This is a genomic window from Streptomyces sp. H39-C1 (assembly GCF_027158125.1).
GTDB classification, from domain to species: Bacteria; Actinomycetota; Actinomycetes; order Streptomycetales; family Streptomycetaceae; genus Actinacidiphila; species Actinacidiphila fildesensis.
This window is the reverse complement of record NZ_JAPVLS010000022.1, coordinates 83,452-106,365: the sequence shown is the minus strand read 5'-3', so window position 1 is coordinate 106,365 and position 22,914 is coordinate 83,452. Positions and strand designations below refer to the sequence as shown.

The following is a 22,914-nucleotide window of genomic DNA, read 5'->3' as shown; positions in this document are numbered from 1 at the left end:
GCCATCATTGAGGTCACGTCACTTCAGCCAGCAGCGACGGAACTTCACATGACTCCCGCTGAATCCCACCAGGAGGACGACGTGCCGACGCAAGCGACAGAGGCATTATGGGCGGACCGCAGCGCACTTCTCGATCTCTGCGCGGGCCTGTGCGAGGCGGACTGGAAGACGGAGAGCGGCTGCCCCGGCTGGTCCGTACAGGATGTCGTGGCGCACATGGGCGCACTGTTCACCTCGGTGGTCGCTCCGGGGACGCTGCCCGACACCGCGGGCCTCGCGACCGAGCGGGCGCAGGACGTCCATGTGGAGTTCCGGCGCTCCTGGTCGGCCGCCCAGGTCGTACGGGACTACGCGTCGGTCAGCACCCAGGCCATCGGGGCGCTGGAGCGCCTCGCGGCCGTCGACCGGCAGCTGGACCTCGGTGACCTCGGGACGCATCCGGCGGCGCTGCTGCCCAACGCCTTCGCCTTCGACCACTACACCCACATCCGCGCCGACCTGTTCGCTCCGCGCGGCCCGCTGACCGGGACGCCGCCACCCTCCGACGAGCTGCGGCTCACGGCCGCGATCGACTGGATCGAGGCGGCCCTGCCGCAGCAGAACCGGGAGCTGCTCGCCGGGCTCTCGGGCTCGGCCGACCTGGTGCTCGACGGGCCCGGCGGCCGCACCATCAAGCTGGGGGCCGGCGGCCGGACGCTGCGGGTCGCCGGCGACACCACCTCGTTCGTCCGCTGGATCACCCAGCGCGGCAGCTGGGAGGAACTGGACGTCACCGCGTACGGCGATCCGGAGCAGGCGGCGCTGCTGCGCCGGCTGCGGGTGTGGTGACGCGGATGTTCCCCGACTTCACCACGACCCCGGAAGACCTGCGGCGGGCCGCGGCCCGCACGGCCGCGCTGCTGCGGACCGTGCCGGAGCCCGGCGCGCCCGTGCCGGGCCTGGCGTGGACCATCGGTGAGACCGCCGCCCATCTCGTCGTGGAGCTCCAGCACTACGCGGGCTTCGCCGGCGGCGAACTGGACGCCCGCACCGTGCTGGACGTCCTGCCCACCGGGCCGGGAGTGACCCCGGGCGAGCTGAACGCCGCCGCCAATACCCATCTGCTCGCCGGGTTCCCCGAGCGGGACCCGAAGGTGCTCGCGGACCTGCTGGAGTCGGCGGCCGCCGACGTCGGTGCGGCGGCCGGCCGCCGCCGCCCGGACGAACCCGTCCTCACCACCAACGGCCTGCACATGACCGTGCCGGTGATGGCGGCGACCCTGCTCGGCGAACAGGTCGTCCACGGCCTGGACATCGCCCGCGCCCGGCGGACGCCCTGGCCGGTGGACCGCCGGGACGCGCTGCTGATCGTCGAGGGCGTGCTCGCCATGGCCCCGGAGTACGTCGACCGGAAGCGGGCCGCCGGGATGCACATCGCGTACGAGCTGCGCTTCCGCGGCGGCCCGGGATACCGGTTCGCGGTGGACGACGGGACGGCCGAGGTGACCCCGGCGGGCGCCCGCGCGGACTGCCGGATCACCGCCGACCCGGCGGCCTTCGTGCTGATGGGCTACGGCCGGGTCGGACAGTGGGGTCAGGTGCTGCGCGGCCGGATCGTCGCCGGGGGACGGAAGCCCTGGCTCGCCTCGGCGTTCGGGTCGCTGCTCACCCCCGTCTGACCGTACGGCCGGGCGCGACGGCGGGACCGGTGGCTCGAGGTCGGAGGGCGGGGGTCAGAAGAGCTCCACGCCGGGAAGGTGCGGGCCTGGCTGGACGGGCAGTTGCGCGACCAGGGTGGTGATCCGCATGGACGGGTGCAGGGCGGCGTGCGCGCCGGCCGTACTCAGCGCGAGGGGGGAGCGGCGGCAGATTTTGATCAACTCGGCCGTCGCCTCCTCCTCGGCCACCACCCTGCTGTGGCCGAGCAGCACCTCCAGCGAGGCCCGGGCGTCCTGGAAGGAGAGCACATCGAGGCTGACCGGGTGCGCCCCGTGATGAGCCACCAGGCTGACGAGCTTGCGGCGGCTGGTCACCAGCGTCAGACACCCCGCGGCGCCCGGCAGCAGCGGCGACACCTGTTCCGCGGACTGCGCGTCGTCCAGCACCAGCAGCATCCGCTTGCCGGCCAGCAGGCTCCGCAGCAGCGCCGACCGCGCGGGCAGCCCGGCGGGCACCTGGTCCGGCTGCACGCCGAGCGAGTCGAGGAAGTCCGCGATCGCCTCGTCCGGCCCCAGCCGGGCGGGCGTGCTGCCGCGCAGGTTCACATAGAGCTGGCCGTCCGGAAAGCGGTCGGCGTGCTGATGGGCCCAGCGCACGGCGAGGGCGGTCTTGCCCACCCCCAGCGGGCCGTCGATCACGGCGAGACCGGCGTGCCGGCCCTGGTGTTCGAGCAGCGCGGTGAGCGAGCGCAGCTCGCGGTCCCGGCCGGCGAAGTGGCGGGCCGCCATGGGTATCTGCTGCGGGACCACCACCTGGGCGACGGGCTTGCCGGGCGGCCCGGGCACCGCCGCGGGGTCCCCGTCGGGGGCTCGCCCGGAGGCGAGCCGCGCCATGTCGCTCGGATCTAACTCCAGTGCGGTGGTGAGGAGTTGCAGGGAGCGGGGATGGGGTTTGCGGGTCCTCCCGCGTTCCAGGTCACTGATCATGCGGACGCTCAGCCCGGTACGCCGGGCCAGGTCCTCCTGAGTGAGGCCCATGGCCTCCCGGCGCTGGACGAGAAGTTCGGTCGAGTCACTGCTGATGTGCACGGTGTTCCCCCGTTGTGAAAGTACTGGTCCGCTGGCGGATGGCGCTGTTCCTAGGCGGGGCGTCCGCCGGGCGGCCGGTCGTGCGGATGGAGCAGCGTCCGGTCGACCGGGTTGAGTTCCGGCAGACCGCAGAGCAGCATCGCCTCGGCCAGCTCGTCGCGCAGCAGGCCGAGTACCGCCGCCACCCCGGTGGACCCGCCGCAGGTGAGACCCCACAGCGCGGGCCGTCCGATCAGGACGGTGTCGGCGCCCAGCGCCAGCGCTTTGAGGACGTCGGAGCCGTGGCGGAAGGCGCCGTCCACGAGCACCGCGCACCGTCCGCGCACTTCGGCGGCGATCTCGGGCAGCGCCGCCACCGCCGTGACGGCGCCGGGCAGTTGGCGGCCGCCGTGGTTGGAGACGACGACGCCGTCCATGCCGTGCTCGACCGCGAGCCGGGCGTCCTGGGCGGTCAGTACGCCCTTGAGGAGCAGCGGCAGTTTGGTGCGCCCGCGCAGCCAGGCCAGGTCGGCCCAGCCCACCGAGGTGTCGAACTGCTCGGCGGAGTGTGCCGCGAGCGCCGACGTACCGGCGACGGCGCGATGGGTGGTGGTCATGACCGAGGAGTCCAGGTTGACCGCACGTACGTCCGCGGGGACCGAGAACGCGTTGCGCAGGTCCCGCGGTCTGCGGGCGACCACCGGGGCGTCCACCGTGAGCACCAGCGCGCCGAATCCGGCCTCCTCGGCGCTCGCGACGAGCTTCTCCAACTGGTCGCGGCGGCGCAGCCAGTACAGCTGCAGCCACAGCGGTCCGGACGCCGCGCCGGCCATCTCCTGCAGTGTCCGGTTGGCGAAGATGCTGGCGATGAACAGGGCGCCGGCGGAACCCGCCCCCTGGGCGGTGGCCACCTCGCCCTCGGGGTGGAACAGCCGGTGGTGCGCCATCGGCGCCACTCCGAGCGGCACCCGCAGCGGGCGTCCCAGCAAAGTGGTGCCGAGGTCGGGCCCGGCGGTACCGGTGAGGACCCGAGGATGCAGTCCCAGCCGGTCGAGTACGGCCTGGTTGGCATGGACGGCGGATTCATCGCCGCTGCCTCCGGCCAGATAGTCCCACACCGGCGGGGAAAGGCGCCGGCGAGCCTCTTCTTCGAAATCCCTGACGTGCAATAACGCGCGTTCTTGGGTCACGAGTTGCAGTCTCTCAGTACTTGGTTCGGATGCGGGTAATATCTTTTCCAACTCACGGTGTCACCGTCCGGAAGTCCTGGCTTTCTGCGCCGGGAGGAAAACGCGGAAGCCGCCGCGGTGCGGGCGGCGGTTCGGCGATCGATGAATTGCGGTGAGTTCCGGTGGGTTTCTCAGGACATCACGGGCAGTACTCCTCACGCGTCAGACGGCAATGACCTCGATGGCGCCTTCCCCGTTGGGGTCGGTGGCCGGGGCCGGATGGACGGCGGTGACCTCGAAGCCCGCTTTCTCGGCGAGCGCGCGGTACTCCGGTCCCGTCCTGTTGCGGCCCTCGACCATCGCCAGCATCAGCAGGTCGTACACCTTGGCCTGGCTGGGGCCGGGTCCTGAGGGGATGATCTTCTCCAGGATCACCAGGCGGCCGCCTGCCGGCAGGGCCGCGCGGGTGGTGCGCAGAATGGCCAGGGCCTTCTCGTCGGTCCAGTTGTGCAGACAGCGGGAGAGCAGATAGAGGTCGCCGCCGGTGGGGACCTCCTCGAAGAAGCTGCCCTCCACCAGCGTCGTCCGGTCGGTGAGGCCCGCTGCTTCCAGCCGCTGCCGGGCCTGGCTCACCGCCTCGGGCAGTTCGAGAAGCACTCCGTGCAGTTCCGGGCGGTCCGTGAGCACCTCGGCCAGCAGGTTCCCGTTGCCGCCGCCGATGTCCACGACCGTGCGGACACCGTCGAGTGAGCACTGCGCGAACGCGGCGGGCACCGCGCCGCGGCTGCCCAGCGCCGCGTTGAAGGTGCGGGCGACCTCCTTGTGCTCCTGCAGATACGTGTACATCGGCATGCCGTGCACCTCGTCGAAGGCGGGCGTTCCGGTGCGTACGGCGTGCACGAGCGCGCCGAACGAGCGGAACACCTCCTCGCCGAGCATGATCGCGCTGTTCCGCATCGAGTTGGGCACATCCGAGCGGAGCAGGGCGGAGACCGGAGTGAGCGAGAACCTGTCCTGCTCGTCCTGTTCGAAGATCCCGACCGAGGCGAGCGCCCGCAGAATGCGGTGCACCCCGTCCGGATGCGCATCGCATTCCGCGGCTATCTCCGCCGCCGCTTTGGGGCCTTCGGCCAGGACGTCGGAAATTCCGAGCACCGCGGCCGTATAACAGGCCTGTGCCACCCAGGATCCGGTGAGCGCACCGAGCAGTGTGCGGCTCGCGGCCGCCCTTTCCTGATCCGACGTCGATTCCTCGTCCACCGGGCCGTGCGTCCGGTCATTGCCACTCATTGCGTCATCGCTTTCTTTCGGTCTTCCTTTTCGACGGCGGGCCTTACGGCCGGCCTCTTGACGGCCAGACAGGTGAGGGCGGCGAGCGCGGTCACGGCCACGGGCAGGGCGATCGTCGCGTGCATCGCGTCGATGAATCCGTGGGCCAGGGCCTGTCGCCCGGCCTCCCTGAGTTGACCGGCCAACTCGGCGGGCACCCCGGCCGGCGGCCCGGGTGCGCTGCCCGCCCCGACTTCGAGGCCGCGTTCGGCGGTGGAGCGCAGCCCCGACATGAAGGAGGCGCGGTACTGCTCCGGCAGCGCCAGGGAGCGGCTGTTCGCCTGGTCGCCGATCGACGCGACGAGCCGGTTCTGCAGCAGCGCACCGACCGCCGCGGTGCCGATGACCGCGCCGAACTGCCGGTTGGAGTTGAAGACCCCGGAGGCCGCCCCGCTGAGTTCGGGCCGTACCCCGCGCATCGCGATGGTCGGCATCGGCGCGAACGTCCCGCCCATGCCGGCTCCGGCGACGAGCAGCGGGGGCAGGAAGTGGTACCAGCGGGAGTCCGGTTGGGCGATCGCGGCCATCCACCCCATCCCGGCCGCGAACAGCAGCAGCCCGGAGACCAGGATGTAGCGGCCGTCGATCCGGTCGGTCAGCCGCCCCGCCAACGGCGCCAGGACCATCGACACCATCGCGGCGGGCGCCAGGGTGAGCCCCGCCCGCAGCGCGCTCATCCCGGCCACCGACTGCAGATAGAGGTTGAAGAGCAGCAGGAAGCCGAGCATGCCGATGTTGACCGCACCGCCGACGACGTTCATCAGCGCGTAGTCGCGGTCCCGGAACAGGGCGAACGGGATCAGCGGATCCCGTTCCTGCGAGCGGGCTTGCAACCCGAGGAAGACGGCGAGGAGTACCACTCCGACGCCGAGCACCAGCGGAATGCTGATGAACGAGACCACCGTTCCCCAGTCGTAGCGCTGCCCCTCGACCAGCCCGTAGCAGAGCGCCAGCAGCGCCAGCGTGATCAGCAGCACGCCGAGCGGGTCGAGCCGGCGCGATCTGCTCTCGCGGACCTCGGTGACGACCGCGAACGTTCCGGCCAGCACGACGATCGCGATCGGCAGATTGATGAAGAAGATCCACCGCCAGCCGAACGCGGTGACGAGCAGACCGCCCACCGTCGGCCCGGCGATCGCGGCGATGCCCGCCACCGCGCCCCAGATCCCGAAGGCGGTACCGCGCCGCTCGGGCGGGAAGCTGTGGGTGAGGATGGTCAGGGTCTGCGGCATCAGGATCGCCGCCCCCAGCCCCTGCACCGCCCGGAACGCGATCAGCTGACCCGGATCGGTGGCGAACCCGCAAGCCATCGAGGCGAGCGTGAACAGGACGACGCCGGCCGCGAAGGTGCTGCGCGGGCCCCACAGGTCGCCGATGCGTCCCGCGGTGATCAGCAGCGCCGCGAGCACCAGGGTGTAGCCGTTGATGACCCACAGGATCTGATCGAGCGAGGCACCCAGGTCATCGACCACGTCCGGGATGGCGATGTTGACGATCGTCAGGTCGAGCAGCGTCATGAAGTAGCCGAGCGAGATGACGATCAGCGTGGCCCACGGGTTGCCGCGCAGGTTCCTCATGGCAGCCCCGCCTTCACTCCGCCTCGGGTGCGGGACCGGTCAGCGACTCGCTGATCGCCTGGCCGACGGCGCCCGCCAGGAAGCGGTGGAACTCGGCGTTGCCCCGCCGGTCGGTGACGACCTCGACGAGCCGGGGGCCTGGCGCCCGGACCGCGTCCAGCAGCTCCGTCATCGAACCGGCTCTGGTGTACGGCCAGTCGGCGGCGCGGGCGACGGCGTCGAGCCGCACGTTGTGCGGCGTGCCGAAGAACGTCTCGAAGCCGTCGATGGGTTCGCTCTGCGGGGTCATCGAGAAGATCCCGCCGCCGTTGTTGTTGACCACGACGATCACCAGGTCCGGCCGGGCCGGAGCCGCCCCGGTGATCAGCCCGTTCTGGTCGTGCAGCAGGGACAGGTCACCCAGCAGGGCGTACGCGCGCCCCGACGTCTCGGCCTCATGGGCCAGTGCGGCGCCGATCGCGCTGGACACCGCCCCGTCGATCCCGCTCAGCCCCCGGTTGGCCAGGACGCGCAGATCGCCGCGCGGCCGCAGGGTCCGCTCGACATCGCGTACCGGCATGCTGGACGCGGCGAACAGCAGCGATCCGGGTGGCAGCGCGGCCGCCAGGTCACGGGCGATCCGGGGCTCGGTGACCCCGCCCGCGTCGAGCGTGCTGTCGAGCGCCTCCAGGGCCGCCTTGTCCGCGTCCCGCCACAGCCGCAGCCAGTCCGGATCCGTCTTCTCCTGCACGGGCTTCCCGAGCCGGGAGATCACCTTGGTCGCGGTGCGCGCCGGATCGGCCCAGTCCTCCGCCGGATCCACGACGATCAACTCCTTGACGGAGCCGAGGTAGTTGAGCAGTGCCAGGTTCACCCCGGCCCGGCCGACGGCGACCACCGCCTCGGGGTGCGCCACGGCGCGGAACCCGGGGTGCGACAGCAGATAGCCGTACGTCGTGATCGCGTTGCCGCCCTGGCGGGCACCGCTCTGCGGTTCGGCCAGCAGCGGCCAGCCGGCCTGCTCGGCGAAGGCCACGGCGCCGGCCGGGTCCACCGCGGCGTCGCCGACCACGACCACCCCGCGCGCCGGGACCTCCAGCGCCTGCGGTTCGGGCAGGCTGCGCACCACGCGTATCCTCGGGCGCGGTTCCTGGTTCGCGACGCCCGCCCGACCGGCCTCGGCGTCGGCGGTGTTCTCCAGCGGGTCGGGCAGCATCAGATTGAGCTGGACGGGCCCTCCGGCCGCGGCCGCGACGGTACGGGAGAGCACCGAACGCCAGTACCCGGTGGTCGCCTCGTCGCCGGGGACGGACTCCAGCTCGGCGAAGAACCCGGTCGAGGTGCCGAACATCCGCACCTGGTCGGTCGTCTGGTTGGCGCCCGTGCCGCGCCAGACCGGTTTGCGGTCGGTGGTGATCACGACGAGCGGCACCCGGGCGTGCCGCGCCTCGAGGACCGCCGGGTGCAGGTTGGCCGCCGCGGTGCCGGAGGTGCAGGCGACCGCGACCGGGCGGCCACTGGCCCGGGCGAGCCCGAGCGCGAGGAATCCGGCGGAGCGTTCGTCGATCCGTACGTGCAGCCGCAGGCCCGGGTGCCGGTACAGGGCGGAGGCGAGCAGCCCCGAGTGCAGTCCGGGGGAGATCACCGCCTCCGTGACCCCGCACTGCGCCAGTTCGTCGGCCACGGTGGCGGTGAGCTGGTCGGAAAGGTTCATGGTGTCCCGGTCTCCAGATCGGATCGATACGGCGAGGGGCTGTTCGTGGCAGCGGCCGGTCGGGCGGGCCGGTTTCCGGTGCGGCGGCCGGCCGTCGCGGGACCGGTCAGCTGCCCGGCCGGTCCCACAGGGCGCGCGCCCGCCGCTTGATGTGCTCGGGGAAGTTCTGCTCGAAGGCGGTGCTCACGGGCCGCTTGTCCGCGTCCGGGGAGAGCAGGCAGTCGTACGCCATCTTCGGGCCGCTCAGGCTCTGCATCTCGGCGGCGGAGTAGATGATGTGCAGCGGGGTGAACAGCTGGTCCTCGATGAGGACCTGCCCCTGCACCGGATGGCAGCGGGTGGCGAACCCCCAGGCCAGATCGCGCAGATCGGTGGGGTCGAGGTCGTCGTCGAGCACCAGGATCCGGGTGATCCAGAAACCCACCTTGGGCCGGAGCACCACATTCGCGATGGCCCGGGTCAGCATGCGGGTCGTGGTGTGGATGCCGCCGCCCCACTGCCGCCAGCCGCGCGGCACGGTGATCGCGGCGAGCGTGCACGAGCCTTCCGGGATCAGCCACGCGGCGGTCACCGGCAGCCCGGCACCGCGCAGATTGCGCAGCACCTCGGCGGCGTGCGTGGGGCCCACCACGGTGTGGACCTCCTCGACCGGCTTGCCCGCCGAGACCACCGGCAGGATCGGGTCGTCCCGGTGGGTGATCGCGGAGATATGGAAGACCGGCCGCTGTCGGGGCTGCCCGGATATGTAGCCGAAGAACTCGCCCATCGGCCCCTCCGGCAGGGTCTCGTCGAGCGAGACATGGCCCTCGACGACGATCTCCGCGGAGGCCGGCACCTGCAGATCGACGGTGCGGCAGCGCGTCACCTCCAGCGGTTCGCCGAAGTAGCCGCCGAGGTACCCGGACTCGTCACGGCCGGAGGGCAGCGCCATCCCGCCCGCGAACGGGATCGCCGGTTCGCTGCCCTGGACCAGCGCGGCGGGCATGGGTTCGCCGCGCTCCTTCCACATCGCGTAGATCTTCCCGATGTCCTGCGGCGGGTTGATCATGACGACCAGCGTCCGGCTGTCGGCCGCCATCACCCGCGTGATGGCCCAGTTGGTCCACGAGCCGTCCGGGCTGCGCACGATGATGACGCCCCAGGTGTTGAGGTAGCGCCCGGCGTCGCCCGCGTGCACCAGCGGCACCGGGAACGCGTCCAGCGTGGCCTCGTCGCCGAGCAGCACGTTCTGCTGGCAGGGTGCGTCGGTGATCTCCACCGGCGGGATGGGTTCGGCGTCGAGCGCGGCCGTGAGCTGGTCCACGATGGCCAGCGGATGGGTCCCGGGCTCCAGCCCCAGCGACAGCGCGACCCGTGCCCAGCGTGCCTCGGGCAGCGAGCTCAGTGCTCCCGGTGCTCCGAGGATCCGATAGCCCGGCGGGTGTCCGGCGAGCCGGTTGAACAGGGGGGCGGGCAGTTGGTTCTCCACGGCGTAACGGATCACCGCGCCGGCCTCGAGTTCGGTACTCACCTCGTCGTCGATTTCGCGTAAGTCGCCTATTTCCCGCAGTTCCTCAAGATATGCCCGAAGACTGGTCAAGTGCTTCTTCATTCGGAGCTGGCACCTCGTGTAAACCGGTTGATGAACCGGCAGGAGAGCCGGTATGGGATGGCGTGTCAATGCGTGCGGATACCACTGATGAAGGCAAGGGGAAAGGAGGGCCGGCCGGTGCTGTCGTCATCGCCCGGGCGGCCGAATATGAGCCCCGCGTCCCCGGGGAGTCCCTCTCCGGGAGGGCCGCCCGCGCCCGAGGGGCCGTGCAGGGCCTGTGCAGAGTCTGTGAAGGTCGGGAGGGGTGGCCGGCGGCACTGGAGGACGTCAATTCGGAATATTGAATTCCGCTCATCTCTCAGGCTTGCTCCTCCCGTGAACAGCTTCGGCGGGTCGGCGGTGTGGCGGGCGGGAGAACGCATTAGCGTTTTCCTGACGCCTACTGCTCAGGTACTTCGCGCGAGTCATGTCTTTGAGGCGAGCTGTGTTCAAGTGGCACTTGAGGGCAACACTAGCCTGCGCCCGGAGCCGGTTCAAGGGCGGCCAATTTTACGCAGGTAAAGTGCCGGAAAGCCGCGCGAAGACCCCCGAGAACGGTTGGGCGAGTTCTCGCCAATTCCGTTCGTACGGTGCGTGGCGGCAGGCGAACCACTGGGTGAACCGTGCCCCACAAGGCCCGGCCACGGCTCCTGGACAGCCGGACCGCTGTCCTGCCGGGCCGGCGCCGATCGGCGGAATCCCTACCGCGGTTCCCGCTCCGGGAGGGGACCGTCGCCGGGTTGATGGGCGGAGACGGCGATGGTCTCCTTGCGGAAGAACGCGGGGCGGATCACCCGGTAGACGAGCATCAGAATGCCGCCGAGCACCAGCGCGCCGATACCGGTGACGAAGACTCCGCCGAACGTCCAGTGCGGCGGGAACGGCAGGGTCCACGAGGTGCTGCCGTAGTCCGAGGCGGAGTACACCACGCAGGCGTTGATGAAGAAGTACAGCAACAGGACGCCGCCGATCCCCGGCATGATCCCCTTGCCCCACAGATCGCGCGGGCTCCGGGTCAGCACCTTGCGGTAGTACCAGACACAGGCGAACCCGGTGAGCCCGTAGTAGAAGGCGATCATCAGGCCCACCGAACCGATGGAGTCGGCCAGCACGTTCTCACTGACGCGGGTCAGCATCACGTAGAAGGCGATGGAGGCCAGTCCCATGCCCACCGTCGACCAGGTCGGGGTGAGGAACCGGGGGTGCATCCGGGCGAACCGGTCCGGGATCGCCTTGAACGCGGCCATCGAGAGCGTGGTGCGCGCCGTCGGCAGGATGGTGGTCTGGGTGGAGGCCGCGGCCGAGGTGAGCACCATGAAGATCAGGAGTTTGGTGGCGAAGCCGCCCCAGCCCCCGGTACCGAAGACCTCGTTCCCGAGGCTGGACAGCACGTCCCCGGAGTTGTCGGGGTTGGCGAGCCCGATGCCCTTGTCCCCGACCCCGGCGAAGGCCTGCGCGGACACGGTGACCACGACGTAGACGAGCAGCAGGATGACGGTGGACATGACCGCGGCCCGGCCCGGGGTGCGGCCGCGGTCCTTGGTCTCCTCGTTGACCGACACGGCCGTGTCCCAGCCCCAGTAGATGAAGATTCCGGCGAGGATGCCCTTGGTGAGGGCGTCCAGCGAGTCGATCTTGGCGGGGTTGAACCACGACCACGAGATCTCCGTCGCCACGCTCGGCGCCGTTCCCCCGTACACCTTGACCAGCGCGGTGATGGCCAGCAGGAAGAGCACCACGATCTCGATGGTGAGCAGCACCTTCTGCAGGTTGGCCGAGAGCTCGATGCCGATGTAGCAGATCAGCGTCATCACGGCGATCCACAGCACGCCGACCACGGTGACCCACGTGGTGTTCTGGGCCAGCCCGTCGGCGCCGATGAGCTGGAAGCCGTAGGCCCCGGCGATCTGGGCCAGATTCGCCATGACGATGATGTCGGCGGCGATGATGCCCCAGCCGCCCATCCAGCCGGTCCGCGGGCCGAAGGCCCTGGAGGCCCAGGTGAAGGTGGTGCCGCAGTCCGGGTCCGCCTCGTTGAGCTGCTTGTACGCGTAGGCGATCAGGAACATCGGGATGAAGGCCAGGATGATCACGATCGGTGACTGGAACCCGACGACCGCGACGATGACCCCGAGGGTCGCCGCGAGACTATAGGCGGGCGCCGTCGAGGCCAGGCCGATCACCATGCTGGAGAACAGCCCCAGCGCGCCGTCCTTGAGCCCCTTCTCCGTCGATCCAGGTCCCGACGGAGGCCGGGCCGCGGGAGGGACAACAGGTACACCCATAACGGCCGCCTCCGGTCAAAGAAGCACACCCCACGCATTTCCACAATGGACCGCTTCCCCGCAGGTCCGCAACCCAAAGGCGCTAGGCCGGGTCTGACAAATACCGGCGTCCGCCCGAAGAGCGTGCGTGCCAGGCGCCCCGGGCTGGGGGCACCTCCCAGCCGTAGCTGGGGGAGGGATTTGCCAGACCCGGCCTAGGCCGGGTCCGAGGGCGCTTCGCGTCGGCCGGTGTCCGCCGGGGCGTCGTGCGGGGCGCTCAGCGGCAGCAGCCGGGGGCGTTTCGCCGTGCGGCCGTCGCCGGAGGACCGGCCGCGCAGCCGGCGTCCGAGCCAGGGGCCGAGGAACGCGGTCGCCCAGCGCAGTTCGGCCGCCGCGGTCTGCCGCCGGGTGGGGGCCGCCTGGGGCGGCAGCGGGTGGGTCCACGCGTCGCTGCTGCCCGGCAGCCGGACGGCGTCGGCGATGGCCGCTGCGATCCGCTCGTGGCCGAGGGGGCTGGCGTGGAGCCGGTCCACGGTCCACATGCGCGGGTCGGTGGTGACGGGAGGCGCGGCGGTTTCGGCGACCGAGACGCCGTGCCGGGCGGCCGCGGTGCGGATCCGGTCGTTGAGGTCGAGGACGCGGGACGCGAGGGGCCGGGCGAGCGGTGCGATCTTCCCGATGTCGGGGAAGGTGAGGGTGACCACGTGGGCTCCGGCGGCGGTGAGCGCGGCGAACATCTCCTCCAGCTGCCCGGCCACCTCCGCGGCGTCGAACCGGGGCCTGAGCAGGTCGTTGACCCCGGCGACCACGGTGGCCAGGTCGGGGCGCAGAGCCAGGGCGGGCTCCAGCTGTTCGGCGCGGACCTGGCCGGCGACGCGTCCTCGTACGGCCAGATTCGCGTACTGAAGGCCGGGGTTGACGGCCCTGAGGTGCTCCGCGAACCGGTCGGCGAAGCCCCGCAGGCCGACGGTGTCGTCCCCGTCGCCGAGCCCTTCGGTCTGACTGTCACCCAGCGCGACGTAGCGCAGGTATTCACCGTTCGGCATGGGTCGACTCCCTATCCCGCAGCACGGCTGCGATCCGCAGGCACCAGTCCCGGTGGTCCTGCTCGAAGGCCAGGCCGCGCAGGCAGGTCAGATAGGGCCCGATCCGCTCGCCGTGGCGCAGGAACTCCTCCTCGTCGGCGTCGCCGCGCAGCTGGTGCAGCAGTTTGCCGAGGAGCTCGATCTTGGCCTCGGCCGCGGCGGCGCGCTCCTGGAGCTGTTCGAGCACGGGCGCGGTGCCGACGCGGTCGACGGCCTGGACCTTGACGAGGAGGTCGTCGCGGATCACCGAGGGCTTGGACGGGGCCGCGGCGAAGGCCTCCAGTTCGGCGAGGCCGGCGTCGGTGACGTGGAACATGCGCTTGTTGGGCCGGGACTCCTGGACCACCTGCCGGCCCGCGACCAGTCCTTCCTTCTCCAGCTTCGTCAGCTCGGCGTAGAGCTGCTGGGGCAGGGCGTGCCAGAAGTTCCCGACGCCGATGTCGAACGCCTTCGCCAGCTGGTATCCGCTGTACTCGCCGTCCAGCAGCGCCGCCAGCACGGCATGTCGCAAAGCCATCGAAGCGGCCCCTTCCCTTTCTCCGTCCGGCACCGCATCCTACCCAAGAACATGATTAGTCATATCCTTGAGTATCCGAGCTCGGGGCACCTGCGTATCTGGAGGGGTCATGGAGACTGCCGAACGCTTCCGTACCGCCGTGGAGAAGCGCGATCTCGCCGCACTGGACGACCTGTTCACCGACGACATCCGCTTCTACAGCCCGGTGAAGTTCACGCCCTTCGAGGGCAAGGCCATGGTGTTGGGGCTCTTCGGCGTGCTGCTGCGCACCTTCGAGGACTTCCGCTACGTCGGACGGTTCGACGGCACGGCCGAGACCAGTACCGACGGCGCAGAGGCCCCGTCGGAGATCCTCGTCTTCCGGGCCACCGTGGACGGCAAGGAGATCCACGGCATCGACATGCTCCAGTTCGACGAGGCCGGCCGGGTCAAGGAGTTCACGGTGATGGTCCGTCCCCAGTCCGCCGTACAGGCCCTGGGCCAGGCGGTCCTCGCCGGCCTGGTCGCCGACGGCCTGGTCCCCGGGGGCGCCGCCCCGACCTCCTGACGCCCGGCCCCCTGACGCCCCGCCGTTCAGCAGTCCCGCAGGCCGGCCAGGGCCATGCCGTGTTCCCGGGGGTGGTCCATGGCCCCGGCCATGGCGAGGGCGGTCCGGAACTGCTGCTCCGCCTCGGTGCGGCGGCCCGCTGCCGCGTAGGTGCTCCCGAGGCGGCTGCGGACCTCCATCTCCAGCGCCGTGCTGGTGTGCTCGTTGAGGGTGGAGAGGGCTTCGTGGTGGAGGGCGACGGCCGAGGGCAGATCGCCCTCGCCGTGCTCCGCGGCGCCGAGCCGCGACAGGCTCACCGCGCGCAGCGGCAGGTCCCCGACCTCCCGGGCCAGTTCTGCCGCCCGCCGGAGCAGGCCTCTGGCCTCCGCGTGCCGTCCGAGGTCGAGATGGACCTCGGCGGCGTGACACAGGGTCTTGCTGATCATCCTGGGCCGGTCGATCTTCTCGGCGAACGCGAGGGAGGTGGCGAAGTACGCGAGCGCGTCCTCGTAGTGCCCCTGATGGTGGTGGATGGCGCCGAGGTTGCAGGTCGACATCCCGCCCAGCCAGTCGTCGTCGAGCCGGGCCGCCAGCTCCACCACCTCACTCAGGTGGGCGACCGCCTCCCCGGTGCGGTCCAGCGACCGCTCCGAGGCGCCCATCCCGGCCAGCGCCCGCGCCTGTTCCCGCAGATCGCCCAGGCGGCGGGCGATGCGCAGTGCGTCGGTGAACCAGGCGTGCGCCTGCCGGAACCGCCCCTGGTAGATGTCGACGATGCCCATACAGCTCCGCAGGGAGGAGGGCATCCGCCGGTCATCGGCCGTGTCCGCGCAGGTCAGCGCGAGTTCCAGGGCCGACCGGCACTCGTGGTAGCGGCCCTGGCGGACCAGATGGTCGACCAGGCCCTCGGCGATCCAGCAGGCGTGGTCGGCCTCCCCGGCGGTCACCGCGCAGGCCACCACATCGACCAGTTGGCAGGCCGCGGCGTCCAACCAGGCAGCGGCGGCCTGCCAGTCGGCGAACGGCGAGCCGGTGACGTCCGGTCCCGTCGGGAAGCCCTCGGGGCCCCAGTCGCTGGCGATCCGGCCGGCGGCCGTGTAGAGGTGCAGCACGGCGGAGCGGGCGGCCGCGGACTCCTCGGGCTCCGCGGCGGCGAGCCGCAGCGTGTGGTCCCGCACCAGGTCGTGCAGCCGGTAGCGGCCCGGCCGCGGCTGCTGCAGCAGACTCGCGTCGACCAGTTGCTCCAGGACGTCCTCGGCGTCCTCGCGGGAGCAGCCCAGCATGACGGCCGGGGTGAGCGCGTCGAACCCGGCCGTCGGCGACAGTCCCAGAGCGCGGAAACCGCGCTGCAGCCCGGGCGCGAGCTGGTCGTAGGACATCCGGAAGGCCGCCTCCACGCTGCGGTCCTCGGCCCGCAGTTCACCGAGGCGGCGCTCGTCGTCCGACAGCCGGTCCACCAGGTGGGCCAGCGTCCAGGACCGGCGGTTCTGCAGCCGGGCCCCGGTGATCCGCAGCGCCAGCGGCAGTCCGCCGCAGCGCCGGGCGAGTTCCCGCGCGGCCTCCGGCTCCCGGTCCGCGCGCGCCTCGCCGAGGAGGTGCCGGAGCAGCGCGACCCCCTCGCCCGTGCCGAGCGGCTCCACGGTGAGCCGCAGGTCGGCGTCGAGCCCGGACAGCCGCTGCCGGCCCACCACCAGCACCCTGCTGCCCGGCCCGGCGGGCAGCAGCGGGCGCACCAGCTCGGCGCTGGGAGCGTCGTCCACGACCAGCAGCAGCCGCAGCGAACTCGTCGCCGCACGCCAGGCCGTCACCAGCTCGTCCAGCTCGTCCGGCAGTTCACCGTCGGCGCTCCCGACCGCGCGCAGCAGCCGGTGCAGCGTCCGCTGCGGTCCTGTGCTCTCCTGGCCGGTGCCGTACGCGTGCAGGTCCACGAACAGGCAGCCGTCCGGGTACTGGTCGCGGAGCGTCCAGGCGGCGCGGACCACCAGCGCGGTCTTGCCGACACCCGCCGTGCCGTCCACGGCCGCCACGGACACGGCCCCGGCGGACGCGGGCGCGGTGAGCAGGGCGAGTTCGGCCTCGCGGCCGACCAGGCAGGCGGTGTCCCCGGGCAGTTCGTTCCGCTGCGGCGCGGGGCGCGCGGGCGCCGACCCGGCCGCGCGCTGCCGCACCACCCGGCCGAGCAGCAGCCCGTCGTCCCGGCGCAGGACGCCCTGGTGCACCCGACGCAGTTCCTCGCCGGGCTCCACCCCCAGCTCGTCGAGGAGCCGGTCCCGTGTCTCCCCGTAGACGGCCAGCGCCTCGACCTGCCGGTCGCTGCCGTACAGCGCGCGCATCCGCAGCGCGGCGAGCGGTTCGTCGTACGGCCGGGCCGCGGCCGGCACCACGAGGCCGTCCAGGGCGTCCGTGTACCGGCCGAGCAGCACCAGACACTCCAGCCGCTCCCGTTCGAGCGTGCGCCGGTGCTGCGCCAGCCGCTGCCGTTCGGCGTCCGCGAACGGCCCCAGCAGACCGGTCAGCGGCTCGCCGCGGAACAACCCGAGAGCCAGGGCGAAGTTGTCGAGGGCGGCCGCGGGATCGCCGGCGGCCTGCGCGCGCCGGGCGCCGCCGGCCCGCTCGGCCAGTTCGTCGACGTCCCTCCGTGCCCCGCCGGCCACGAAGCGGTAGCCGCCGCGCTCGCTGCGGATCAACGACTCGGCAGGACCGGCATCCCGCGTGTCCAGCAGCTTCCGCAGCGGATAGACGTAACTCGGCAGGACCCGATGGCCCGTTCCCGGAGGATCGGCCCCCCAGACGTCGTCGAGCAGCTGCTGGTGGGTGACGAGGGTGCCCGGCCGCAGGACCAGCGCGGCCAGCACTTCCTGCCGCCGTACCGGACCGAGTTCGAGCGGTGCGTCGCCCCTGGTGGCTCTGACCGGCCCGAGCAGGTCGATCTGTAGCCACCCCGTTGAATCTGCGCCCACCCCGTAGTCCTCCGCGTCCCCCGATTCAGCAAGATTTCATCAGCATTGCAGCGCCTCGCGGAAGACTTTGGCAAGTGCGTGGGATACCGGTGCGCCTTCGTCCCGGACCCGGCCCACGGGACTGGCCTGCGCCGTTCCCTATGCCGAGAACCGGACGGAAAGCGAACTGCCCCGTGAGTGAGACCCCGCAGAACCCCATGGACCCCCGGCAGGGCCCTTACCGGACCGACCCCACCCAGCCGCTCGGGCAGGGGACGCCGGCAGGGCAGGGGATGCCGGGAGGGCAGGGGATGCCGGGAGGGCCGGGCTGGGGACCGGCGGCGCAGCCCCCGGGGCAGCTGCCGCCGCCGGTCCCGGCCCAGCCGCCGGGCGCGCCCTCGGCCTGGTCGCAGCACCTCCCGCCGACCCCGCCGCAGTACGGACCGCCGAACGGGGGGCGGCCGGGCGGGAGTGGGAAGCCCTGGCTGATCGGCGGCGCCGTGCTCGTCGTGGCCGCGATCGTCGGCGTGATCATCGCCACATCCGGGGGCGATGACAAGAACGCCGCGTCGGGGAGTCCGTCCGGTGCCCCGGGCGGCGGCAAGCTTCCGTCGCGGGCCCCGGCGGGACGGACGTTCACCCACGTCCCCGATGGGTGCCGGCTGATCAAGGCGGCCACCATCGCGAGCATCGCGCCCGGAACCGAGTGCAAGCCGTCGCAGTTCGACAACACGACCATGGCAGCGATGATCACCAAGATGCCGAGCTGGGACACTCCCTCCGGTTCCGGCGGCCGGCTGCTGCATCTGCGGGTGCACCTCACGGTCAGCCCCGGAGCGAAGGGCATGTACGACATGGACAAGTCGACCGCTCTCAACGCCCTGAAGGACATGCGCACGACCACCGATTCCCGGTCGCTCACCGGTCTCGGCGAAGAGGCCTACGTCGTCCACGCCGTCGACAAGGACATGGGGGGCCTGGCAGAGGCAACGGTGATCGTCCACGAGGGCAACGCCGCGTTCTCCGTGAGTTTCGGCTATGACACCTCGGACTCCGGCCCACGCCAGCAACAGTCCGAGGACGCCGCCGTCGCCGCCGCCCGCGACGTACTCGGCTCCCTCAGCTGACCCTCCGTCACGACACCGTGCAGACACCGGCGTACGGCGCCAACGACCCCACCGCCCCGCGACAGCGCACCACCATCCAGGAACAGGGGCAGGAACAGCGGCAACCGCAGTCGCAGAGCCCAGGCCGGATCGGCCCCTACGAGGTCCTCCAACTCCTGGGCGAGGGCGGTATGGGCAGGGTCTTCCTGGCCAGATCACCGGGATCGCGGCTGGTCGCGCTGAAGGTGATCCGGCCCGAGTACACCGAGGCGCCGGACTTCCGCGGGCGCTTCCGGCGCGAGGCCGACGCCGCCCGGAAGGTGAGCGGGTTCTTCACCCCGCCGGTGCTCGACGCCGACGCGGGCGCCGAGCAGCCGTGGCTGGCCACCGCCTACATCCCCGCGCCGTCCCTGCACGACGCCGTGGCGCGCTTCGGCCCGCTGCCCGAGCCGGCCCTGCGGACCCTCGGCGCCGGACTCGCCGAGGCGCTGCTGACGATCCACGCCGCCGGCATCGTCCACCGCGACCTCAAACCGGGGAACGTGCTCCTGGCCCACGACGGGCCCCGTGTCATCGACTTCGGGATCAGCCGGGTGGCGGAGGCGACCCAGGTGACCCGGACGAACGCTGTGATGGGAACGCCCGGATTCATGGCTCCGGAGCAGATCGCGTCGAGCCGCGAGACCGGACCGGCGGCCGATGTCTTCTCCCTCGGCTGCGTCCTGGCGTTCGCGGCCACCGGCGGGGGTCCCTTCGGCACCGGGAGCACGCCCGGGATCCTCTACCGGGCCGTCCACGCCCCGGCGCGACTGGACGGGGTACCCGACGCTCTGCGTCCCCTGGTCGCGGCCTGTCTGGACAAGGAGCCCGCCCGCAGGCCGTCCGTCACCGCGCTGCTGACCGCACTGGGTCCGGTCGAACCCTCCTCACTGCTCACCCCGGGCCTGCTGGCGGACATCGCCGCACGGGAAGCGAGCGCCGCCGCCCTGCTGGCCGTGCCTCCGATCCCCGTCGGCCCGCCGGACACGGCGGCCCCGGGCGGGCCGAGCCGCCGCCGCTTCCTGTGGATCGCCGCCGGCGGCACCGCCGTGGCCGCCGCGAGCGCCACGGCCCTGATCGACCGGAGGTCGAAGCCCGGCCGCTCCCCGGGCGGCGCCCCCGGCAGCGCGGGCACCACGATCCGGCCCGGCGCCAAGGTGGCGGCGGGACCGAAGCCGCAGTGGTCGATGCCGCTGCAGCAACTGCAGGCCGGCGCGCACCTGGAGCTCCTCGGGGGCACCCTCGTGCACTGGGACAAGACCACCGCGACCGGCTACGACTCCGCGACCGGACAGAAGCGCTGGACGGCCGACCCCCGGGTGCCGTCCGACGTCTCCGGCAAGCTCGAGTGGCTCGGCGTGCGGGGATCGACGCTGTTCGCCTCGGCCTGGGGCGGCGAGCGCGGCCATCTGCTCGGCGTGGACGGCGGCGGCACCCTGCGGTTCACCCACGCGGTCACCGGGCCGGAGGACGGGGACTCCTACGCCGACTCCATTCACGACGTCTTCTTCGTCGCCCGCTCGGTCGCCCTGATCGGAACCAGCGGCGACAGGGCCTACCAGGTGCGCGCCGTGGACCTCGTCACCGGGAAGCTGCTGTGGTCCCACAAGGTGAAGGGCAGCGACTTCCACGCCTACTCCGACGGGGTCGGCTGCTTTCTGCACGACGGCAGTGACGTCCACGGAGTGGATCTGCGGAGCGGCGCGGTGCGGTGGACGGTCCGTGACGTCGTCAGGCCCGGCGACTACCCGGGCCTGGCCAGCGACGGTAAGGCACTGCTCCTCACCAGCGTCAAGGTGCAGGCGTTCCGCGCTTCGGACGGCCACCGCCTGTGGACCGCAGTCAACTCGACGACCACGCTCAACCCCACCACGGTCCTGGGACAGCGGGCCTACGTGGTCGCCGAGGGCCAGGGCACCGTCTTCGCCCTCGACACGGGCAGCGGCGACCAGGTGTGGCACACCGCGAGTCCGCTGACCCTCGACCCGCAGAACTCGCTGAACCCGGGCCCCGCCGTCTCCACGTCCCTGGTGGCGGTCCCGCTGTTCGCCGCAGGCGACACCCCGGGCTTCCTCGTCCTGCGCGCCTCCGACGGCAAGCTGCTCTGGGCGCACCAGCCCTCCGGCGCCGAATCCGCGAGCAAGAACGCGTGGTTGCTGCAGGCCGTCGGCAGCACCGTCTACGCCGCGTCCGACACCACCCTCTACGCGTTCCGGAGCGACACCTCATGACCAGCCCGATGGCCACGCCGGCCACCCCGGCCCCCGGCTCCGCCCCGCACATCGGGCCGTACCGGGTGATCCGGGAACTCGGCGCGGGCGGCATGGGCCGGGTGTACCTGGCCGCCTCGCGCAGCGGGCGCGCCGTCGCCGTCAAGGTCGTCCGTCCCGAGCTGACCTCCGATCCCGGCTTCCGGCGGCGCTTCACGGCAGAGGTGGACGCCGCCCGCGCGGTCGGCGGCGCCTTCACCGCGCCCGTCGTCGACGCCGACCCCGAAGGACCGCAGCCCTGGCTGGCCACCGAGTACATCCCCGGCCCCTCGCTCAGCGAAGCGATCCAGGCCCATGGGCCCATGCCGGAAGCCACCCTGCGCGTGCTCGGCGCCGGTCTGGCCGAGGCGTTGGCCGCCATCCACCGCGTGGGGCTGATCCACCGCGACCTCAAGCCGTCCAACATCCTGCTGGCCCGCGACGGGCCCCGGGTCATCGACTTCGGCATCAGCCGGGCCGTCGACGGGACGGTGCTCACCGCGGACGGCCAGATCATCGGGTCACCCGGCTACATGTCGCCCGAGCAGTCGACGGGGGCCGAACTCACCCCCGCCAGCGATGTGTTCTCGCTCGGCAGCGTGCTGGCCTTCGCCGGTACCGGAGCCCCGCCCTTCGGTACCGGCGCGGCGCACGCGCTGCTCTACCGCACATCCCACGAGGAACCACGGCTGGAGGGCGTGCCCTACGCACTGCTCGGCATCCTCACCGCCTGCCTCGACAAGGACCCGGCCCGGCGCCCACCCGTCGGGCAACTGCAGGTGTGGCTGCGTACGGTGACCACCGCGGGCTGGCTCGGCGCGGTCGAGCTGCAGGTGAACGCGTCGGAGCGGTACCTCCACGAAGCGGTGAGGGCGCCCCTGTTCAGCAGGCGCCGGCTGCTGGCCGGCGGCGGGGTGCTCGCCGTGGCCGCGGCCGCCGGAGGCACCGCGCTGCTGCTCCGCTCAGGCGGCCGGGGCGCGACCGCCACTCCCGAACTGTCCTGGAGCGCGGACCTCCCGCAGCCCGACATGGCCCTGCGGGCGGTCACGCCGTCCGCGCTGCTCTGCGCCGGGAAGACCTCGGGCGCCTGCTACGACCGGAGCACCGGCAACGCGCTCTGGAAGGACCTGAGCGGCCAGAACACGGCCGCCATCGCGGACGACAGACACGTCTACACGGTACGGACCGACGGAAAGATCCACGCGCTCGACGTCCGGTCCGGGAAACAGCTGTGGGAACGGCCCGCGACCGCGACCGGCGCACCGCACCTGGAGTTCGCCAATGGTTCGCTGCTCGTGGCCATGGTCGACAGCGGGCACTTCCAGGGCCTCGACGCGTCGACCGGCGCCGAGCGGTGGAAGTCGCCGGAAGGTGACGGCATCGCGGTCACCGGCACCACCCGGGCGGGCGGCCTGGTCCTCTGGGGCAGCACCTCGCAGACGTCCACGACCGCGAGTCTCCGCGGATACACCACCGTCGCTCCGGACACAGGCGCCCGGCTGTGGGCGAAGGACCTCGTCGCCCTCTACCCGCCGTCCGAGGGCGATGTGCTCTACGCCCTCGACGGCGCCATGAACCTGCTCGCCCTCAAGCCCGCCGACGGCGCCACCCTCTGGAGCCGCGCCACCAGCCTGCCGCCCACGAACAGCCAAATCCTCGCCTATGACGGGTCCTTGGAGCTGCACCAGGGAACTCTGTACTGCTACCCGGGCACCGATGCCTCGGGAGCGGTCAGCGGACTGCTCGCGGCCTTCGACCCGTCGACGGGAAAGACCCTGTGGAGTGTGCAGACGGCCGCCCGCGGAAACCGGGGCTACGACCGGTCCGGCGCGACCGTCTGCTACCTCGACTCGACCCTGCACGCCGTCGACGCGCTGACCGGAGCACCCCGCTGGACCGCGGGCTCCGGCCTCGGCACACTCCAGTTCCTGGGCTCCGCACGCGGCCTCTTCCTCGCCGCGGCACCGGGAGGCCTCTACGGTTTCCACGCCGGCACCGGAAAACAGGTCTGGCACTACCCGGTCAGCGGCGGATCCGGCTACTGGGCGGCGTTCCCCGTCGACGACCACCTCTACGTGAGCAGCTCAGGCAAACTCCTCTGCTTCTCGGTACCGGAGGCGTGACCGGGCCCGTGTGACGGGCGGGC

General features: G+C 71.9%; 16 protein-coding genes. 6 read left to right on the top strand and 10 right to left on the bottom strand.

From position 1 onward, the window contains the following. Positions 1-48: 48 nt before the first annotated feature. Together O3W51_RS17125 and O3W51_RS17120 are read left to right on the top strand one after the other, a co-directional pair. A complete protein-coding gene (locus O3W51_RS17125; RefSeq protein ID WP_138356987.1) occupies positions 49-828 on the top strand; it encodes a maleylpyruvate isomerase family mycothiol-dependent enzyme in 780 nt (259 codons plus the stop codon). Positions 829-833: 5 nt separating this feature from the next. Beyond that, on the top strand, positions 834-1,658 hold the full coding sequence (locus O3W51_RS17120; RefSeq protein ID WP_269286488.1) for a maleylpyruvate isomerase N-terminal domain-containing protein: 825 nt from the start codon (positions 834-836) through the stop codon (positions 1,656-1,658). Between the two features lie 54 nt (positions 1,659-1,712). Here the strand turns inward: O3W51_RS17120 and O3W51_RS17115 are convergent, their stop codons facing one another. The 9 genes from O3W51_RS17115 to O3W51_RS17075 form a co-directional block, all read right to left on the bottom strand. Then, positions 1,713-2,726 carry a helix-turn-helix domain-containing protein gene (locus tag O3W51_RS17115; protein ID WP_138356988.1) on the bottom strand — a complete coding sequence of 338 codons (1,014 nt, stop codon included), beginning with the start codon at positions 2,724-2,726 and terminating at the stop codon, positions 1,713-1,715. 50 nt (positions 2,727-2,776) lie between these two features. Further along, positions 2,777-3,895 (bottom strand): alpha-hydroxy acid oxidase, encoded by a 1,119-nt coding sequence (locus O3W51_RS17110; protein WP_269286484.1) that lies wholly within the window; start codon positions 3,893-3,895, stop codon positions 2,777-2,779. Positions 3,896-4,096: 201 nt separating this feature from the next. After that, on the bottom strand, positions 4,097-5,164 hold the full coding sequence (locus O3W51_RS17105) for a methyltransferase (protein ID WP_138356989.1): 1,068 nt from the start codon (positions 5,162-5,164) through the stop codon (positions 4,097-4,099). Beyond that, on the bottom strand, positions 5,161-6,780 hold the full coding sequence (locus O3W51_RS17100) for a DHA2 family efflux MFS transporter permease subunit (RefSeq protein ID WP_138356990.1): 1,620 nt from the start codon (positions 6,778-6,780) through the stop codon (positions 5,161-5,163). Before O3W51_RS17100 ends, O3W51_RS17105 begins: the two co-directional genes overlap by 4 nt. A gap of 13 nt (positions 6,781-6,793) precedes the next feature. After that, entirely contained in the window at positions 6,794-8,473 is a 1,680-nt protein-coding gene (gene menD / locus O3W51_RS17095; protein WP_138356991.1) for a 2-succinyl-5-enolpyruvyl-6-hydroxy-3-cyclohexene-1-carboxylic-acid synthase, read from the bottom strand. Between the two features lie 106 nt (positions 8,474-8,579). Beyond that, positions 8,580-10,064, bottom strand: a complete 1,485-nt coding sequence (locus O3W51_RS17090) for a UbiD family decarboxylase (RefSeq protein ID WP_138356992.1) — start codon at positions 10,062-10,064, stop codon at positions 8,580-8,582. Between the two features lie 680 nt (positions 10,065-10,744). Then, positions 10,745-12,328, bottom strand: coding sequence for an APC family permease (locus O3W51_RS17085; RefSeq protein WP_269286480.1), 1,584 nt, complete (start codon positions 12,326-12,328; stop codon positions 10,745-10,747). 194 nt (positions 12,329-12,522) lie between these two features. Further along, the gene (locus O3W51_RS17080; RefSeq protein ID WP_269286478.1) at positions 12,523-13,353 is read right to left on the bottom strand and encodes an SGNH/GDSL hydrolase family protein; all 831 of its coding nucleotides are present in this window, start codon (positions 13,351-13,353) and stop codon (positions 12,523-12,525) included. Next, positions 13,340-13,909 carry a PadR family transcriptional regulator gene (locus O3W51_RS17075; RefSeq protein WP_269286476.1) on the bottom strand — a complete coding sequence of 190 codons (570 nt, stop codon included), beginning with the start codon at positions 13,907-13,909 and terminating at the stop codon, positions 13,340-13,342. The genes O3W51_RS17080 and O3W51_RS17075 overlap by 14 nt, the downstream gene beginning before the upstream one ends. A 109-nt stretch (positions 13,910-14,018) precedes the next feature. Here O3W51_RS17075 and O3W51_RS17070 point away from each other — a divergent pair, with 109 nt between their 5' ends. Then, positions 14,019-14,456: a nuclear transport factor 2 family protein gene (locus O3W51_RS17070; protein ID WP_138357007.1), complete on the top strand. Its 438-nt coding sequence runs from the start codon at positions 14,019-14,021 to the stop codon at positions 14,454-14,456. A gap of 26 nt (positions 14,457-14,482) precedes the next feature. On the opposite strand, the gene O3W51_RS17065 is transcribed toward O3W51_RS17070, so the two are convergent. Next, positions 14,483-17,395 (bottom strand): AfsR/SARP family transcriptional regulator, encoded by a 2,913-nt coding sequence (locus O3W51_RS17065; protein WP_269286474.1) that lies wholly within the window; start codon positions 17,393-17,395, stop codon positions 14,483-14,485. A 290-nt stretch (positions 17,396-17,685) separates the two neighbouring features. Here O3W51_RS17065 and O3W51_RS17060 point away from each other — a divergent pair, with 290 nt between their 5' ends. From O3W51_RS17060 to O3W51_RS17050, 3 genes are read left to right on the top strand one after another with little or no spacing between them, the layout of a single operon-like run. Next, positions 17,686-18,501 (top strand): hypothetical protein, encoded by an 816-nt coding sequence (locus O3W51_RS17060; RefSeq protein ID WP_269286472.1) that lies wholly within the window; start codon positions 17,686-17,688, stop codon positions 18,499-18,501. Between the two features lie 17 nt (positions 18,502-18,518). After that, complete coding sequence (locus O3W51_RS17055) at positions 18,519-20,750, top strand: serine/threonine-protein kinase (protein ID WP_138359447.1); 2,232 nt, start codon at positions 18,519-18,521, stop codon at positions 20,748-20,750. Further along, positions 20,747-22,891, top strand: a complete 2,145-nt coding sequence (locus O3W51_RS17050; protein WP_138359445.1) for an outer membrane protein assembly factor BamB family protein — start codon at positions 20,747-20,749, stop codon at positions 22,889-22,891. Before O3W51_RS17055 ends, O3W51_RS17050 begins: the two co-directional genes overlap by 4 nt. Positions 22,892-22,914 lie beyond the last annotated feature (23 nt).